Source organism: Haemophilus sp. SZY H53, from assembly GCF_054332375.1.
The window spans coordinates 103,604-119,652 of the sequence record NZ_JBTGNV010000006.1 but is presented as its reverse complement, the minus strand read 5'-3'; the positions used below and the strand labels follow the sequence as shown (position 1 = coordinate 119,652).

16 protein-coding genes are annotated in these 16,049 nt (G+C 40.4%); 6 read left to right on the top strand and 10 right to left on the bottom strand.

Going from position 1 to position 16,049, the window contains the following annotated elements:
• Nucleotides 1–36 precede the first annotated feature (36 nt).
• Nucleotides 37–795: a glycosyltransferase family 2 protein gene (locus tag ACXVWB_RS07440; protein ID WP_289902428.1), complete on the top strand. Its 759-nt coding sequence runs from the start codon at nt 37–39 to the stop codon at nt 793–795.
• 61 nt (nt 796–856) lie between these two features.
• Here ACXVWB_RS07440 and hslU read toward each other — a convergent pair whose 3' ends face one another.
• Together hslU and hslV are read right to left on the bottom strand one after the other, a co-directional pair.
• Entirely contained in the window at nt 857–2,191 is a 1,335-nt protein-coding gene (gene hslU / locus ACXVWB_RS07435) for an HslU--HslV peptidase ATPase subunit (protein WP_289902427.1), read from the bottom strand.
• Nucleotides 2,192–2,200: 9 nt separating this feature from the next.
• The gene (gene hslV, locus ACXVWB_RS07430; RefSeq protein WP_289902426.1) at nt 2,201–2,731 is read right to left on the bottom strand and encodes an ATP-dependent protease subunit HslV; all 531 of its coding nucleotides are present in this window, start codon (nt 2,729–2,731) and stop codon (nt 2,201–2,203) included.
• 220 nt (nt 2,732–2,951) lie between these two features.
• Here hslV and aphA point away from each other — a divergent pair, with 220 nt between their 5' ends.
• Nucleotides 2,952–3,659 (top strand): acid phosphatase AphA, encoded by a 708-nt coding sequence (aphA, locus tag ACXVWB_RS07425; RefSeq protein ID WP_289902425.1) that lies wholly within the window; start codon nt 2,952–2,954, stop codon nt 3,657–3,659.
• Nucleotides 3,660–3,722: 63 nt separating this feature from the next.
• Here the strand turns inward: aphA and tpiA are convergent, their stop codons facing one another.
• Complete coding sequence (gene tpiA / locus ACXVWB_RS07420) at nt 3,723–4,490, bottom strand: triose-phosphate isomerase (RefSeq protein WP_289902424.1); 768 nt, start codon at nt 4,488–4,490, stop codon at nt 3,723–3,725.
• A 199-nt stretch (nt 4,491–4,689) separates the two neighbouring features.
• On the opposite strand from tpiA, the gene ACXVWB_RS07415 reads away from it, so the two are divergent.
• Together ACXVWB_RS07415 and xerC are read left to right on the top strand one after the other, a co-directional pair.
• A complete protein-coding gene (locus ACXVWB_RS07415; RefSeq protein ID WP_128787838.1) occupies nt 4,690–5,124 on the top strand; it encodes a GNAT family N-acetyltransferase in 435 nt (144 codons plus the stop codon).
• Nucleotides 5,124–6,011 carry a tyrosine recombinase XerC gene (gene xerC / locus ACXVWB_RS07410; RefSeq protein ID WP_289902423.1) on the top strand — a complete coding sequence of 296 codons (888 nt, stop codon included), beginning with the start codon at nt 5,124–5,126 and terminating at the stop codon, nt 6,009–6,011. Before ACXVWB_RS07415 ends, xerC begins: the two co-directional genes overlap by 1 nt.
• 84 nt (nt 6,012–6,095) lie before the next feature.
• Here the strand turns inward: xerC and lptD are convergent, their stop codons facing one another.
• Genes lptD through ACXVWB_RS07380 form a run of 6 tightly spaced genes read right to left on the bottom strand, consistent with a single transcriptional unit; the run spans nt 6,096 to nt 12,884 of the window.
• Nucleotides 6,096–8,438, bottom strand: coding sequence for an LPS assembly protein LptD (gene lptD / locus ACXVWB_RS07405; protein ID WP_289902422.1), 2,343 nt, complete (start codon nt 8,436–8,438; stop codon nt 6,096–6,098).
• Between the two features lie 46 nt (nt 8,439–8,484).
• Nucleotides 8,485–9,036, bottom strand: coding sequence for a DNA-3-methyladenine glycosylase I (locus ACXVWB_RS07400; RefSeq protein ID WP_458485297.1), 552 nt, complete (start codon nt 9,034–9,036; stop codon nt 8,485–8,487).
• Nucleotides 9,033–9,851: a shikimate dehydrogenase gene (gene aroE / locus ACXVWB_RS07395; RefSeq protein ID WP_128787842.1), complete on the bottom strand. Its 819-nt coding sequence runs from the start codon at nt 9,849–9,851 to the stop codon at nt 9,033–9,035. Before aroE ends, ACXVWB_RS07400 begins: the two co-directional genes overlap by 4 nt.
• Before the next feature lie 3 nt (nt 9,852–9,854).
• Complete coding sequence (locus ACXVWB_RS07390; RefSeq protein ID WP_049356810.1) at nt 9,855–10,406, bottom strand: Sua5/YciO/YrdC/YwlC family protein; 552 nt, start codon at nt 10,404–10,406, stop codon at nt 9,855–9,857.
• Nucleotides 10,407–10,421: 15 nt separating this feature from the next.
• Complete coding sequence (locus tag ACXVWB_RS07385; RefSeq protein WP_049356812.1) at nt 10,422–10,958, bottom strand: DNA topoisomerase family protein; 537 nt, start codon at nt 10,956–10,958, stop codon at nt 10,422–10,424.
• Between the two features lie 9 nt (nt 10,959–10,967).
• Nucleotides 10,968–12,884, bottom strand: coding sequence for an ABC transporter ATP-binding protein (locus ACXVWB_RS07380; protein ID WP_458485296.1), 1,917 nt, complete (start codon nt 12,882–12,884; stop codon nt 10,968–10,970).
• A 139-nt stretch (nt 12,885–13,023) separates the two neighbouring features.
• On the opposite strand from ACXVWB_RS07380, the gene ACXVWB_RS07375 reads away from it, so the two are divergent.
• Nucleotides 13,024–14,064, top strand: coding sequence for an LLM class flavin-dependent oxidoreductase (locus ACXVWB_RS07375; RefSeq protein WP_458485295.1), 1,041 nt, complete (start codon nt 13,024–13,026; stop codon nt 14,062–14,064).
• A 32-nt stretch (nt 14,065–14,096) separates the two neighbouring features.
• Here ACXVWB_RS07375 and ACXVWB_RS07370 read toward each other — a convergent pair whose 3' ends face one another.
• Nucleotides 14,097–14,999 (bottom strand): LysR family transcriptional regulator, encoded by a 903-nt coding sequence (locus ACXVWB_RS07370; protein WP_458485294.1) that lies wholly within the window; start codon nt 14,997–14,999, stop codon nt 14,097–14,099.
• A gap of 128 nt (nt 15,000–15,127) precedes the next feature.
• Between ACXVWB_RS07370 and hchA the strand changes: the two genes are divergently transcribed.
• The gene (gene hchA, locus ACXVWB_RS07365) at nt 15,128–15,994 is read left to right on the top strand and encodes a glyoxalase III HchA (protein WP_049356820.1); all 867 of its coding nucleotides are present in this window, start codon (nt 15,128–15,130) and stop codon (nt 15,992–15,994) included.
• The last annotated feature ends 55 nt before the right edge of the window (nt 15,995–16,049 follow it).

Sequence of the window (16,049 nt, the reverse complement as noted above, 5' to 3'; positions counted from 1 at the left end):
AAATTTCGGCTAGTATAACAAAAAAAGGATCAAAATATGCCAACAATTAGCGTTGCCATGATTGTCAAAAATGAAGCAACAAATCTTGCTCAATGTCTTGATACAGTAAAAGATTGGGTAGATGAAATCATTATTGTCGATTCAGGCAGTACGGATAATACCCAAGAAATTGCGGAACAATATGGTGCAAAATTTTATTCGCATTCTGATTGGCCAGGTTTTGGCAAACAACGCCAACGCGCACAACAATATGCCACCAGTGATTATGTTTTGTGGCTAGATGCCGATGAACGCGTCACACCAAGACTGCGTGAATCCATTCAACAAGCGGTTCAACAAGATGCGCCAAATAGGGTTTATGATATTCCGCGCGTCAGTGAAGTGTTTGGATGTGAAATTCGTCATTCCGGTTGGTATCCTGATTATGTGGTGCGTTTATATCGCACAAATTATGCAGGATATAATGATTCTCTGGTACATGAAAAAGTGGTTTATTCTGAAAACACAAAAGTACAGAAATTAACTGGGGATTTGGAGCATTTCACGTATAAAAGCATTCATCACTATTTGGTAAAATCCGCAGACTACGCCAAAGCTTGGGCAGATCAACGCCAAGCTAAAGGTAAAAAAGCAACATTGTGGCAAGGTGTCAGTCATGCCATCGGATGCTTTGTGAAAATGTACATTTTAAAAGCAGGCTTCTTAGATGGAAAACAAGGGTTCCTGCTCGCAGTACTTTCCGCTCATTCAACTTTTGTGAAATATGCTGATTTATGGGAGCGTAACCAGCATTAATCAAAAACAAAAAGTGCGGTCAAATCAAAATCACCGCACTTTTTCTTTGTCTAAACTTTTATTACAGAATGAATCGACTTAAATCTTCATTCTCAATCACTTCGCCTAAAGCATCAATTACATAAGCAGCATCAATATTAACAGTTTGACCGTCCATTTCACTCGCATCAAATGAGATTTTATCCATTAAACGCTCCATAACGGTATGCAAACGTCTTGCACCGATATTCTCCGTTTTCTCATTCACACGGAAGGCTGCTTCGGCAATTTTCTTGATTGCATCTTGTGTAAACTCAATGTTTACGCCTTCTGTTGCCATGAGCGCTTTATATTGTTCCGTTAAAGAGGCATTTGGCTCAGTTAGAATACGCTCAAAATCCTCTGCCGTTAATGCTGATAATTCAACACGAATTGGCAAGCGACCTTGCAACTCGGGGATTAAATCCGATGGACGCGCCACTTGGAATGCGCCCGATGCAATAAAGAGAATATGATCAGTTTTCACCATACCGTGTTTGGTATTAACCGTTGAACCTTCCACTAATGGTAATAAGTCACGTTGCACACCTTCACGTGATACATCTGCACCACTGTATTCGCCTTTTTTACAGATCTTATCAATCTCATCAATAAATACGATACCGTTTTGCTCAACGGCATCGATGGCTTTTTGTTTCAATTCTTCTGGATTAATCAATTTGGCTGCTTCATCGTCAATTAAGGTTTTTAATGCATCCTTAATTTTCATTTTGCGTTTTTTAGTTTTATCCGAACCCAGACTTTGGAACATAGATTGCAACTGATTGGTCATTTCTTCCATGCCTGGAGGTGCCATGATTTCCACGCCCATTGACATGCCCGCAGACACATCAATTTCTATTTCTTTATCGTCTAATTGACCTTCACGTAATTTTTTACGGAACGCTTGGCGAGTGCTACTGTTGGTATCGTGGTTTTCGACTTCACCCCATTGATTTTTCGGTGGTGGCAATAATGCATCTAAAATACGATCTTCCGCTGCATCTTCTGCTTTCGCACGATTTTTCGCAATTTCTTGTTGGCGAACTAATTTCATCGCACTGTCCGTTAAATCACGGATAATGGAGTCCACTTCTTTCCCCACATAGCCCACTTCGGTGAACTTCGTCGCTTCCACTTTAATGAAAGGCGCATTGGCTAATTTCGCAAGACGACGTGCAATCTCGGTTTTACCTACACCCGTTGGCCCAATCATTAAAATATTTTTAGGGGTCACTTCATGACGAAGTGGCTCTTGTAACTGCATTCTTCTCCAACGGTTACGCAACGCGATCGCAACCGCTCTTTTCGCCTCTTTTTGGCCGATAATATGTTGATCTAATTCGGAAACAATTTCACGAGGGGTCATTTCAGACATAATTTTTCCTTACTTATTCGGTAATTCTTCAATAGTAAAATTCGTATTAGTGAACACGCAAATATCACCGGCAATTTTTAAAGATTTCTCAACAATTTCACGGGCTGATAAATCGGTATTTTCCACCAACGCACGGGCTGCCGATAATGCATAATTACCGCCAGAACCAATGGCTAAAATCTGATCGGCTTCCGGTTGCACCACATCACCAATACCGGTAATGATTAAACTTTCTTTTTCATCCGCTACAATCAACATTGCTTCTAACTTGCGTAACGCACGATCGGTTCGCCAATCTTTGGCTAATTCTACAGCAGCTTTTAACAAATGCCCTTGATGCATTTCTAATTTACGTTCGAATAATTCAAATAAGGTGAACGCATCAGCTGTGCCGCCTGCGAAACCGGCTAAAACTTTGCCATTATATAAACGGCGTACTTTACGGGCATTCCCTTTCATCACTGTATTGCCTAGTGAAACCTGTCCATCGCCCCCAACAACCACTTGGCCATCACGACGTACGCTTACAATTGTTGTCATTCTTTTTATCCTTCTTTTAAGAAAAGTTATTCGTTATATGGCGATCGATTCCACCAAATTCAAGGGGAAATTTTTCTTTGATGCTTTATTAAACAAACATCTCAAAAAAATATGACAAAGATCACTTTTTTAAATAGCAAACGATTGCTATTATTTCACACCCATATTTTAAAGTAATATGATTTGTTACAAGTAAAACAAACTACTTAATGAGGAAAACATGAAAAATTTACTTAAACTTTCTGCCATTGCAATTTTAGCGGCAAGCGCAATCTCTACTTTTGCATCAAACAAAGAACCTTATACTGAACAAGGTACGAATGCTCGTGAAATGACTGAGCAAAAACCGATTCACTGGATCTCTGTTGAACAATTAAAAAAAGAATTGGAAGGCAAAGCACCAATTAATGTGAGCTTCGACATTGACGATACTGTACTTTTCAGTAGCCCTTGCTTCTATCACGGCCAACAAAAATACTCCCCAGGTAAACATGATTACTTAAAAAATCAAGATTTCTGGAATGAAGTAAATGCGGGTTGTGACCAATATTCTATTCCAAAACAAATTGCGATAGATTTAATTAATATGCACCAAGCACGTGGCGACCAAATTTATTTCATCACGGGTCGTACAGCTGGCGATAAAGATGGTGTGACCCCAGTGCTACAAAAAGCCTTTAATATTAAAGACATGCACCCTGTAGAATTCATGGGCGGTCGCAAGCTTCCAACTAAATATAACAAAACGCCAGGTATTATTGAGCATAAAGTGAGCATTCACTATGGTGACAGCGATGATGATATCCTCGCAGCAAAAGAGGCTGGCATTCGTGGTATTCGTTTAATGCGTGCGGCCAACTCCACTTACCAACCAATGCCAACGCTTGGTGGCTATGGTGAAGAAGTATTAATAAACTCAAACTACTAATCTTTATAAAAAAAGTGCAGATCACAGTGTAATCTGCACTTTTTTATTTCGCCACTAATAAAATTAGTTTTTTGCTGCTGCCGCAGCTTTCACGATGACGGCGAATGCAGGCGCTTTAAGTGAAGCTCCTCCTACTAATGCACCATCAATATCCAGTTGAGTAAATAATTCTGCTGCATTAGCATCATTAACCGAACCACCGTATTGAATGATGACTTGATCTGCTACAGCTTGTGATTTTGCTCCGATATGAGCACGGATAAATGCGTGAACAGCTTGAGCTTGTGCTGGAGTTGCGGATTTACCGGTACCGATTGCCCAAATTGGTTCGTAAGCAATCACTGCACCATTAAATGCTTCTACACCTAATGCGTTAATGACAGCATCAATTTGACGCGCACATACTTCTTCTGTTTTACCCGCTTCGTTTTCAGCTTCAGTTTCACCAATACATAATACTGGTACTAAACCTGCTTCTTTTAATGCACCAAATTTTTTTGCCACAAACTCATCGCTTTCCTTATGGTAAGTACGACGCTCGGAGTGGCCTATGATAATATATTTTGCACCGAAATCTTTCAGCATTTCAGTAGAAATATCGCCTGTGAATGCACCTTTCACATTTACATCTACATTTTGTGCACCTAAAGCAATTTGACTATTCGCAAGAGCTGTTTCTGCAATATCTAAATACATGACTGGCGGGGCAATAGCCACATCACAACCCGTAACCCCCTGTAATTCTACTTTTAAACCGTCAATTAACTCTTTGGTAAACGCTTTGCTACCATTTAATTTCCAGTTACCCATAACTAAAGGACGACGTGCCATTTTTGTTTCTCCATATTGAATAAATAAAAAGTGTGTTTACTATACCAAACTTTGGGCAGATTTCTTTGTGCAAAATCACATTTTGAAAATTTTTTTGGGTAAATGATGATTATTTTGTGCTAAAAAGCTACAATCTACTGTATGGAACCGATAAAAAATAACCAATTTTATAAATAAACGGAAAATAGGTCTGGTAACAATGAAAATTTTCAAAGCCGAACAATGGAATATAGAAGTGCTTGCTCCACTCTTTGAAGCCTATCGACTTACCAACGGAATGAGTGAAAATCCTGACCGCACTTTAACCTTTTTAACAAATCGTATACGTTTTAATGAAAGCATATTTTTTGTTGCTGTAAACGAAAACTCACAGGCGATTGGTTTTGTCCAACTTTATCCTCGCTTATCCTCTTTACAACTACAACGCTATTGGCAATTAACCGATATTTTTGTAAAAGAAGACAAACATCAAGCCGAGATTTATGCTGTCCTTATTTCTAAAGCGAAAGAGTTTGTCCGTTATACACAATCTAATCGTTTAGTGGCGGAATTGAGTCAAGCTCAACAGAATATTTTAGAACACGAAGGATTTAAGCTAAACACGAAAAAAAGTTTGTTTGAATTAACTCTCTAATGCATACACTCCTCAATCAATATTGGGATTACTTGAGAATTGAACGTCAAGTCAGTCCACATACGCTCACCAATTATCAACATCAACTGAATGCGATTTTAGCTATTCTGGCTGAAAAAGGTATTCAGCACTGGCAGCAAGTGAATCCTAGTGTGGTTCGTCTTATTTTGGCGGAAAGCCGTAAGCAAGGTTTAAAAGAAAAGAGCTTAGCATTACGTTTGTCTGCTCTTCGTCAGTTCTTCAGCTATCTTGTGCAGCAAGGTCAACTTAAAGTGAATCCGGCAACGGGTATTTCAGCGCCGAAACAAGGCAAACATTTACCAAAAAATATTGATGCTGAACAGGTCCAAAAATTGCTTTCAAATGACAGCAAAGATCCCATTGATTTGCGTGATCGTGCGATGATGGAATTGATGTATAGCTCAGGGCTTCGCTTATCTGAATTACAAGGCTTAAACCTTAATAGCATTAACACTCGTGTACGTGAAGTGAGAGTGATTGGTAAGGGAAACAAAGAACGTATTGTGCCTTTTGGACATTATGCTTCTCATGCAATTCAGCAATGGTTGAAGGTACGCCCTTTATTTAATCCTAAAGATGACGCCCTTTTTGTGAGCCAACAAGGAAATCGCCTCACTCATCGCTCTATTCAAAAGCGAATGGAAACCTGGGGCATTCGCCAAGGATTAAACAGCCATCTCAATCCACACAAACTACGTCACTCTTTTGCAACGCATATGCTGGAAGCAAGTTCAGATTTGCGTGCCGTTCAAGAGCTTTTAGGGCACAGCAATTTATCCACCACGCAAATTTATACGCATTTGAATTTCCAACATCTTGCTGAAGTGTATGATCAAGCCCATCCTCGAGCAAAACGAAAAAAATAAGCAAAGTGCGGTCAAAAACCGTCATCTTTTTTAACCGCACTTCTAAACAAAAAGGCTACCTTTCGGTAGCCTTTATTCATTTCACTATAAGCTAAATGCTTGAATATAAGGAAGTTTACCTTTCTTCAGCATGTCTTCGATACCGCTTTGGTGATCATTTTCACCTAGGCCTCGTAATTCAAAGGTAACGCCAACACTGTTATCATAAACCACTTGATCATCACGTTGATTTTGCCGACTGGTGACATAACGTCTCGCCCCTACGCCAACAGACCAACAGCATGAGTTATATTGCACACCCACATATTGCTCAACCGGTTTTTTCAATGCAATATCTTGATAGTATTTCCCAACAACTGCCCAATTATCCGAGACTTCCCATGCGGCTACAACACCGACCTGTTTAATATCTTGTTGGTAACGGTTAGCAGACGCACCTAAATTTTGGTTGATATACTCTTTACTTGCGTAACGATAATTTAACTGAATTAGATTATTCTTAATTGGGTTAAATTCTAGACTACTATTCGCCAATGAAGCCTTATCGAGCAACGTATCGTATTGGTAGCTACCGCGCCAATTCCATTTATCGCTCATTTTCCAGTTAGACTCTAATGCCCAAGAAGAAGAGGATTTTGGTGTGCGATTACTCGGGTTATCATCAATTCTGGAGGCCGTTAAATAATAAATTTGTCCTGCGGAGAAGTTAAAACGCTCATCGGCATTTTTATCATAAAAACGGGTGGTTCCTCCTACTGTCACCTGGTTAGCCGATGAAATACGGTCTAAACCACTATAACGACGGTCACGAAATAAGGAATAATAATCTTGCTGAATTAACGCTGAATCATAACCAAAACCAAGATAATCATTGACCTGTTTTGAACCGATATTACTTTGATCTTTATACGGTCGATATAAGTATTGTGCGTGTGGTTCCAGTGTTTGTGTATAGCCATCAAATAAAGTTTTGTTGGTGGCTAAAACTGTTTGTAAGTCTACTTTTAATTGTGGCAATACACGATTTACGGATTTTTGTACCTCTTCTGCAGCAGCAGAAGATCCTTTCTTCTGATTATAATGCGTTGCATAAAGTTTGGTTTCAATGTTCAAGTTTCCGTATTTATTTGACATTACTGTCGTCAAACTCGGCTCAGTATGGAAACGCCAAGCCGTTGGCATTAATGCACTGTCATTATCAAAACGTGCGGCTTGTGAGAATAATTTAAAATCTAACCAACCATTTGCTAAATCATTTTTATAATAATTGAAGTCCATTTGTGGCATCGTACGATACGGCCCAACGGAAACTTCGTCAAAAATCTGAAACTGACGAGCTGAAATCGCAAAATTATAGTTTGGCTGATAATACGCAATACGAGCATATTGGTTGGCATAACCGTCTGTGCTGCTGCCATAATCCGAATCAAAATCAGTGAAGTAGCGGTTATCACTGACTTTAGTATAATCAATATTCAAACGCCAATTTTCAAGAAAAGAGGAGTTGTGATTCCAATAAAATAAATGGCGTTTATGACTCTCGCTGATATATTCATCGTAACGATCTCGTCCTAAATATTCGCCCGCCAGTTTACCTTCACCAACCGGTGTTAAATAACGGAACTCACCATTTAATTGCCAGCCACGCTGTGACATATATTTTGGTGCAAATGTGGCATCGTAATTTGGTGCAATGTTCCAATAAATTGGTTGTTTATACCAAAAACCATCACGACTAGAATGACCGACTGTTGGCATTAATAAACCTGAACGACGACGATCACCAATCGGTAATTGTAGATAAGGAGTATAGAATACCGGCACACCTAATACTTTAAAACGAGCATGCCAAAATTCAGCATATTCTTCTTTAATGTGCTGACGAATCTCAGAGGCATCTACCGCCCAAGCATTATCATCGGGTAAACAAGAGGTAAATGTCGCATTTTTCATTAAACGGTAATTATCACCTAACTCAATTTCCTGAGCTTTACCACGACCTTGGCGTCCTACAAGTTGGTAGTCTGCATCGGTGACATTACCGTTTTTACTATCTAAATTAAAACTCGCATCATTCCCTAATAGGTTAATTTGATTATCTTTGTAATCAAATCCTCCTCGCAAATAAGCCCAGCGTTGTGCTTGTTCACCTTCACCAGTTTGTTTAACTTCAACTGAATTACCAACTAAATGACGGTTTCCTTGTTTCAAATCCACATTGCCTTGATAAATCGCCTGAGTTGGCTGATTAATCTCTGCTTTATCTGCTTCAATATAAACCGGCAAATTATTAACATCACCTTTCACAACCTCACCAGTAAAATGAGGCACGCCAAGTAAACACTGAGAATGCAGATCTGCCAAACTTTGTTGACTATAAAGTGCGGTCAGAATTGAGATTGAAATTAAGGTATATTTTTTATTCATAATTCAGTTCTTATTCAGATGAAATTAGGGGGATTATACTGGAATATCACTTACAACAACAGCCATTTATATGGTCGTTGACTAATCCCATAGATTGCATAAAAGCATAGCATGTGGTGTCGCCAACAAAAACGAAACCACGTTTTTTTAAGGCTTTAGAAAGAGCTTTAGATATTTCTGTTTTAGCCGGCACAGATCTAAAATCAGGCACATCATTCACTATCGGTTTATAATTTACAAATGACCAAATAAAATCACTGAAATTTTCACCGCACTTTTCCATCGCCAAATAAGCTTTAGCATTTTTGACAATGGCTTCTAACTTGGCGCGATGGCGAATTAATCCCGTATTTTGCATGCAAGCATCAATATCAAGTACAGTCATTTTGGCGATTTTTTTCGGTTCAAATTGATGAAAGGCCACACGGTAAGATTCACGTTTTTTCAAAACCATAATCCACGAAAGCCCCGCTTGCTGCCCTTCCAAACAAATTTTTTCAAATAGCTTTTGGCTGTCGAATTCAGGCTTTCCCCATTCCTTGTCATGATAATCAATATAAATAGGCTGTTCGCCAACCCAAGGGCATCGAGTCATCATAACATCGCCTTTTTAAGCTTCTCATAAACCGCAACAAAATCTGGCATTACGCCTCGCCATAAATGGAAAGAATGTGCAGCTTGCGCGACCAACATTCCAAAGCCATCGCTAACATTGGTTAAACCTAAACTTTTACATAATGCGATAAATGGCGTATCCGCACCTTTCGCATATTGCATATCATAAAAAGCCGAGCCCAATTTTAAAATTTCAGTATCAATTGGAGCCGTTCCACCACTTAATCCAGCGGAAGTCGCATTAATCACCAAATCATAAGTTTGTAGCGGAATAGAATCCATTGAGGCGGCTTGAATATTGCCATAAGGCTGAAATCTTTCAGCTAATTCTTTTGCTTTCGAAAAAGTGCGGTTAGCAAGGACAATATTTTGTTGAGCTTGTAAAAGTGGCAATAATACGCCTTTTGTCGCGCCTCCCGCTCCTAACATTAATACACGCTGATTTGGACGAAGCCAATTTAAACGCTCCAAATCCGTCACTAAGCCAATCCCATCGGTGTTATCCGCATAAAGCTCCCCATTATCGAGTTTTTTTAGCGTATTACAGGCTTCCGCCAGTTTTGCTCGTTGGCTATATTCGTCTGCCAGCTGATAAGCTCGTTCTTTAAAAGGCGAAGTAATATTGCAACCTTTTGCGCCCTCCTCAAAAAATGCCAAAAGCTGTTGTTCAAAAGCATCAAGATCGCCTAACTTTGCAATGTATTCTATGGCTTGATGCGTTTGCGCTGCTAACTGACTTTGAATTAACGGGGATTTACTTTGCGCAATCGGATTCCCCCACACAGCATAAAGATCCATAAATTATCCCTGTCTAAAAAGTTGATTTGTGCGCAAGTCTCGAATTTCGGATGGATTGCGTGCCCCGCCTACCATTTCATCTAATACTGGAAAATCTGCACCGAATTGTGACCGCACTTCATCAGCGATGCGGCAAGGTGGCTCACCAGTCAAATTGGCGCTAGTAGAAGTTAATGCAAACCCCGTGAGTTCACATAAGGCTTTTACGGAAGGATGATCGCACAAACGTACTGCGATGCTATCAAATTTGCCTGTGAGAAAATGCGGGGTGGTCGATTTAGCTGGCACAATCCAAGTAGTTGGACGTTCATATTTACCTTGAAGGCGAGAAAGCTGCTCATCATTAATCTGCTCAAAATCGACAAAAGGACGGAAAAAATCCAAGCTAGGTGCCACTAAAATCAACCCTTTTTCCACGGGACGTTGCTTTAAATCAAGTAATTTTTTTACCGCACTTTCACTTTGCGGATTACAGCCCAAGCCAAATACAGCTTCAGTGGGATAAGCAACCACTTGATTTTGTCGAAGGGCCTCGGCGACTTGTTCTCTATTCATTTCACTCTTTTACTTTTATTGCTCAAAAATATGACGGCAAGTTTTATTTGCACACTGGAAAATTTGTTTTTCCCCATCTTCGCTTTTTAACAAAGAAAGTGGAAAATGGCACGTTGGGCAAGGCACGGTATAAGGCTTGGCAGGCAAAGAAAATTTACATTTAGGGAAATTATCACAGCCGTAAAAAATCTTTCCTTGACGACCACGACGAGAAATCAAATGCCCCGTTTTGCATTCAGGACAAGCCATTTTTTCCTCAGATTCAGATTCTTCCCGCACCACAAAATCGCATTCAGGATAATAACTACAACCAATAAACATTCCAAAACTGCCTTGTTTCAACTGCAATAAATTACCGCACTTCGGACAAATTTCATCAAGTGTTTTTAATACTTTATGTTCCGATCGTTGCAAAGGTCGCAAATAATCACATTCAGGATAAGCAGAGCAACCTAAAAACAGCCCTTTTTTGCCTTGTTTAATTTGCAAAGGCGCACCACATTGAGGGCAATATTCCTGTTGTTTGCTATGATGAAAAAGGCTTTGATTCATAATCTGTCCTTATGCTTGAAGCATTGCTTCCAATTCTTCCTGGGCTGCCAACCAATCCATCTCGACTTCTTCCAATGCTTTCTTCTCCTCTACTTGCTGTGCCAAAAGTGCGGTCAATTTTTCTTTATTTTCTGCGCTGTATAGTTCGGAATCAGCCAATTGCTTTTCAATCTCCGCAAGTTTGGAGGCATGTTTATTCATTTTTTCCTCCAATTGAGAGATTTGTTTACGAAGAGGCGCAGTTTGTTGACGAAGTTCGGCCTCGCGACGTTTTTGTTCCTTGCGGTTTTGCATGGAATTTTCATTGTCGTCATTTTTCTCCGAGGATTTATTTTCTGGTGCACTATTTTGTTCATTCAGCCATTTTTGATAATCCTCTAAATCGCCTTTGAATTCTTCCACTTTTTTATCGTGTACCAAATAGAATTCTTCCACGGTATTACGTAGTAAGTGGCGATCGTGAGAAACCACCACCAAAGAGCCTTCGTAATCCACCAGTGCTTCAGTTAATGCCTGACGCATATCCAAATCCAAGTGGTTGGTTGGTTCATCAAGTAATAGCAAATTCGGTCGTTGCCAAACAATCAAAGCTAACACCAAGCGGGCTTTTTCTCCTCCTGAAAAGGATTTCACTGTTTGATTTACTTTATCGCCGTGAAACGCAAAACCACCCAAATAATCTCGAACCTGTTGCTCAGTTTGCTCAGGCGCGAGTTTTTGCATATGCCAGAGAGCGGATTCGTCTGCACGTAGCGTATCAAGCTGATGCTGAGCAAAATAACCGAGTTGCACGCCTTTAGCCAACTGTACTGTGCCTGAAAGTGCGGTCAGTTCTCCCGCTAAAAGTTTAATCAAGGTTGATTTTCCTGCACCATTTTTACCGAGTAAACCAATGCGCGAACCCGGTACTAAATTCAGCTTAATTTTACTTAAAATTTCTATCGCACTTTCACCGCTACCATAACCTGCACTCGCCTGCTCAATCATCACCAATGGATTCGGCAAGGATTGCGGCGGACGAAATTCAAAGGTAAAAGGATTATCCACATAAGCCGGTGCAATCAGTTCCATGCGCTCTAAGGCTTTCATGCGGCTTTGTGCTTGTTTGGCTTTGGTCGCTTTCGCTTTAAAGCGGTCGATATATTTTTGTAAATGAGAGATCTTTTGTTGTTGCTGACGATACATGGCAGTTTGTTGTGCCAGTTTAGTTGCTCGTTGCACTTCAAAGGAAGAATAATCGCCCGTGTATTCGTTAAGCTTCTGATTTTCGATATGGAGGATTTTTGTCACAATCGGATCGAGAAAATCACGGTCGTGGGAAATTAATACCAAGGAGCCTTGATATTGCACTAACCAACGTTCTAACCAAATAACCGCATCTAAATCCAAATGGTTGGTCGGCTCATCCAGTAATAATAAATCTGACGGACAAAGCAGAGCTTGCGCCAAATTCAAACGCATCCGCCAACCACCCGAAAAGGTTTTCACTGGCTGAGTTGTTTCTTCTTGGCTAAATCCTAAACCATGCAATAAAGAAGCTGCGCGAGATTGAATTGTCCACGCATCTAAGGTTTCTAATTGCCCGTGAATACGCGCAATGGCGTTACCGTCATTGCGTTCATTTGCTTGCTCAAGCTCTTGTTGCAAGCGGCAATATTCACGATCTCCTTGAATCACATAATCAATGGCAGGAATATCCAATGCCGGCGTTTCTTGATTCACCCAAGATACCCGCCAGTTGGATGGATAAGTGATCTCTCCACCCTCTGGCGTTAATTCTTTTTTTAATAGGGCAAAAAGAGACGACTTACCGCAACCATTCTTCCCCACCAAGCCGACTTTTTGTTTCGGATTGATGGTTGCCGTGGCATTCTCGAGCAATTCGGTTTGCCCGCGCTTTAGGGAAATATTATTAAATACAATCATTTTTTCGAATACATCTGAATTTGTGCCTATTTTGCAATATTTTTCCTTTTCTCGGAACAGTCTATTCCAATTTTATCGATATTTCTGCCAGAAAAAACACGTATAATGACGCTCAACAAATCAATCATGAGGAAATAAAATGAAGCTCTCAATTCTTAATCTCGCCCCTGTTCGAGAAGGGCAAACTTATTTGCAAGCGGTCGATTCGATGGTAAATCTTGCAAAACATGCTGAGAGCATTGGCATTGAACGCTATTGGATTGCTGAGCATCATAATATGAAAAATTTGGTGAGTTCAGCGACCGCACTTTTAATTCAACATACGCTAGCCAATACGAAGACCTTACGCGTGGGGTCTGGTGGCGTGATGTTACCAAATCATTCGCCGTATGTAGTAGCGGAGCAATATGGCACACTGGAGACGCTTTATCCAAACCGTGTTGAACTCGGTTTAGGCCGTGCGCCAGGAACGGATATGCAAACGGCTGCGGCACTTCGTCGTGGACGAAACAGCTTAGATTTCCCTGCAGAAATTGCGGAACTTCGCGGTTACTTTAAAGATAGCAACCCAGTTTCAGCTTATCCTTCCGCGGGCTTGAATATACCATTTTATATTTTAGGATCTAGCACCGAAAGTGCCTATCTTGCGGCAGAGCTTGGCTTGCCTTATGCTTTTGCTTCACACTTTGCGCCACGCATGATGGAAATGGCGGTGGAGATTTACCGCAAAAACTTCAAACCATCGACCTATCTTGCTGAGCCTTATGTCATCTTAGGTGTAAACGCGATTGTCGCCGAAACCGATAAAGAAGCAAGACAACTCGCGACGACACAAACATTATTTTTCTTAAATGTGGTGACTAACGCACAACAAAATTTACAACCACCGATGGCATCAGAAGAAGATGTTTGGAAAGCTCAAATGCACGCCCAAAAGAAACCGCACTTTGGCCCAGTCGATTTCGAGGAAATCCCAATTTACAACCAAGAGCGTGCCGTAGTGGAACAAATGACCGCTTGTTCGCTTATCGGTAGTCCTGAAAGCGTGGATTTTCAACTCAAGCAATTACGTGAACGGGTACATTTTGATGAAATTATGGCGGTGAGCTATATTTTTGATGAACAAAAACAAGCCCAATCTTATACAATGTTGAAAGCGATTGTGGATAAGCTATCGTGAAAAAAACATGGCGAGATTATCTCGCCATATTTTTATGCCTTAACCATTTTCGCTAACAAGATCTCTTTTAGTTTGTTATATACCCATATCACCCGCTCGGCGACAATCGTTTGATATGGTCGATATAAATAAAGCTGCCATTTTTGCTTTTCAATTTCAGGGAAGAGCTCCACCAATTGACCGTTTTCTAAATAGGGATCACAAACACTGTTGATAAAATAAGAGCAAGCGCGTCCAGCCAATGCTGATTGCAGTTCGCTTTGCACATCTGAGGCAAAAAAAATCGCGCGGTTTGGCATAAAGCGTTGTTCAGCATTGATTTGCCACTGCCAAATACGTTTAAGCTTAGGGTCAATCAAACCACTCAGCGGATAATTTTGAGCTAAATCTTGCAGATCTTTAGGAAAATCTAATCGTTTGAGTAAAGTTGGCGAAGCGACAATTTTTTCCGAAAAAGTGCAAATATGCTGCGCCACCCAATCCAGCTCGGGTTCTTGACAAATTCGCAAGCCAATATCGATCTGGTCATCCACACTTTTGAGCTTATCAATGCCCACCCACCAGTCAATCGCAATATCCGGGTAAGGCTCAAGTGCAGTTAATAATTCAAACAAAATTTCATCGTTATAAGGCATCGGAGGCAAAGTAATTCTCACAACGCCTTGCATTGCTTTATCTTTCACATTGTTTATGGAAAACAGCCGTTCACCTTCCGCCAAATATTGTGTGGCTTTCGGCAAAAATTGTTCGCCAAACTCTGTTAGCTTGATATTTCGTGTGTTACGTTTAAACACACTTTCACCTAATAAAGCCTCAAGATCGGCGATCATTCTTGTTACCACTTGAGGTGAAACGGCAAGCCGCTGAGCCGTTTCGCGAAAATTTAAGGTTTCAGCTGCGGAGCAAAAATAGCGAAGAGCCTCTAATTTATTCATCATTATTCCTTTTTTAAGAATAGTTTATTCTCATTTTATTGATTTTCAGTTCAAAAAACTAGGCTATACTTCACATCATTACGACAAATAACCTGTTTTAAATTTTCTTTTAACATTAGGAGAACAAAATGGCAGATCTCAAAAGTCCTGTGGCAGACCGTGCAGAACATAATGCGTTTTTCCCTTCAACGTACTCATTAAGCCAATATGTGGCAAAAAAAACGGATTTCGATGGTTTTAAATTCAACAAACCTTACACAGGCGGCAAACACAAAATTTTAATGGTCGCATCAGACGAGCGTTATCTTGAAATGAAAAATGGCAAATTATTCTCAACAGGTAATCACCCTGTAGAAACAATGTTGCCAATGTTACACATTCACCACGCAGGTTTTGAAATTGAAGTAGCAACCCTTTCAGGTAACGCTGTAAAATTTGAAATGTGGGCTATGCCAACAGAAGATGAAGCGGTGATGGGCTTATACGAAACCTACTTGCCGAAATTCAAAAGTCCACGTAAATTAGCGGATATGTTGGCGGAAGTCACTGCGGAAGATTCGCCATACTTAGGCGTGTTCATCCCTGGTGGCCACGCAGCATTGCACGGCTTACCGTTCAGCACCGATATGAAAGCTGTGTTAAACTGGGCGATAAAAAATGATAAATATATCATCAGTTTATGTCATGGTCCTGCGGCATTCTTAGCGGCAAGCGTGGACGAAAAACCAGAAGATTTCCCATTCAAAGGTTATGAAATCTGCGTGTTCCCAGACGCATTAGATGAAGGCGCAAACGTGGATATCGGCTACATTCCAGGTAAATTACAGTGGTTATTGGCTGAGCGCTTAGAAGCTTTAGGAATGAAAATATTGAATGAAGGCATTACCGGTCAAGTACACAACGATCGTAATGTACTAACTGGCGACAGTCCACTGGCGTCAAATAATCTTGGTATTTTAGCGGCGAATGAGTTGTTAAAGAAAGTAGGACAATAAGCCTAAATCAAGAAAAAGTGCGGTGAAATCAGATTTCATCGCACTTTTTGTTTAT

Bases quoted from the DNA above. Each gene is read 5' to 3' on its own strand.
- ACXVWB_RS07385 (WP_049356812.1), bottom strand. From the start codon at position 10,958: ATGAATCAAAGCCTTTTTCATCATAGCAAACAACAGGAATATTGCCCT.
- lptD (WP_289902422.1), bottom strand. From the start codon at position 8,438: ATGAATAAAAAATATACCTTAATTTCAATCTCAATTCTGACCGCACTT.
- ACXVWB_RS07380 (WP_458485296.1), bottom strand. From the start codon at position 12,884: ATGATTGTATTTAATAATATTTCCCTAAAGCGCGGGCAAACCGAATTG.
- ACXVWB_RS07415 (WP_128787838.1), top strand. From the start codon at position 4,690: ATGAAAATTTTCAAAGCCGAACAATGGAATATAGAAGTGCTTGCTCCA.
- hchA (WP_049356820.1), top strand. From the start codon at position 15,128: ATGGCAGATCTCAAAAGTCCTGTGGCAGACCGTGCAGAACATAATGCG.
- ACXVWB_RS07390 (WP_049356810.1), bottom strand. From the start codon at position 10,406: ATGAATAGAGAACAAGTCGCCGAGGCCCTTCGACAAAATCAAGTGGTT.
- aphA (WP_289902425.1), top strand. From the start codon at position 2,952: ATGAAAAATTTACTTAAACTTTCTGCCATTGCAATTTTAGCGGCAAGC.
- ACXVWB_RS07370 (WP_458485294.1), bottom strand. From the start codon at position 14,999: ATGAATAAATTAGAGGCTCTTCGCTATTTTTGCTCCGCAGCTGAAACC.
- hslU (WP_289902427.1), bottom strand. From the start codon at position 2,191: ATGTCTGAAATGACCCCTCGTGAAATTGTTTCCGAATTAGATCAACAT.
- aroE (WP_128787842.1), bottom strand. From the start codon at position 9,851: ATGGATCTTTATGCTGTGTGGGGGAATCCGATTGCGCAAAGTAAATCC.
- xerC (WP_289902423.1), top strand. From the start codon at position 5,124: ATGCATACACTCCTCAATCAATATTGGGATTACTTGAGAATTGAACGT.
- ACXVWB_RS07440 (WP_289902428.1), top strand. From the start codon at position 37: ATGCCAACAATTAGCGTTGCCATGATTGTCAAAAATGAAGCAACAAAT.
- hslV (WP_289902426.1), bottom strand. From the start codon at position 2,731: ATGACAACAATTGTAAGCGTACGTCGTGATGGCCAAGTGGTTGTTGGG.
- ACXVWB_RS07400 (WP_458485297.1), bottom strand. From the start codon at position 9,036: ATGATGACTCGATGCCCTTGGGTTGGCGAACAGCCTATTTATATTGAT.
- ACXVWB_RS07375 (WP_458485295.1), top strand. From the start codon at position 13,024: ATGAAGCTCTCAATTCTTAATCTCGCCCCTGTTCGAGAAGGGCAAACT.
- tpiA (WP_289902424.1), bottom strand. From the start codon at position 4,490: ATGGCACGTCGTCCTTTAGTTATGGGTAACTGGAAATTAAATGGTAGC.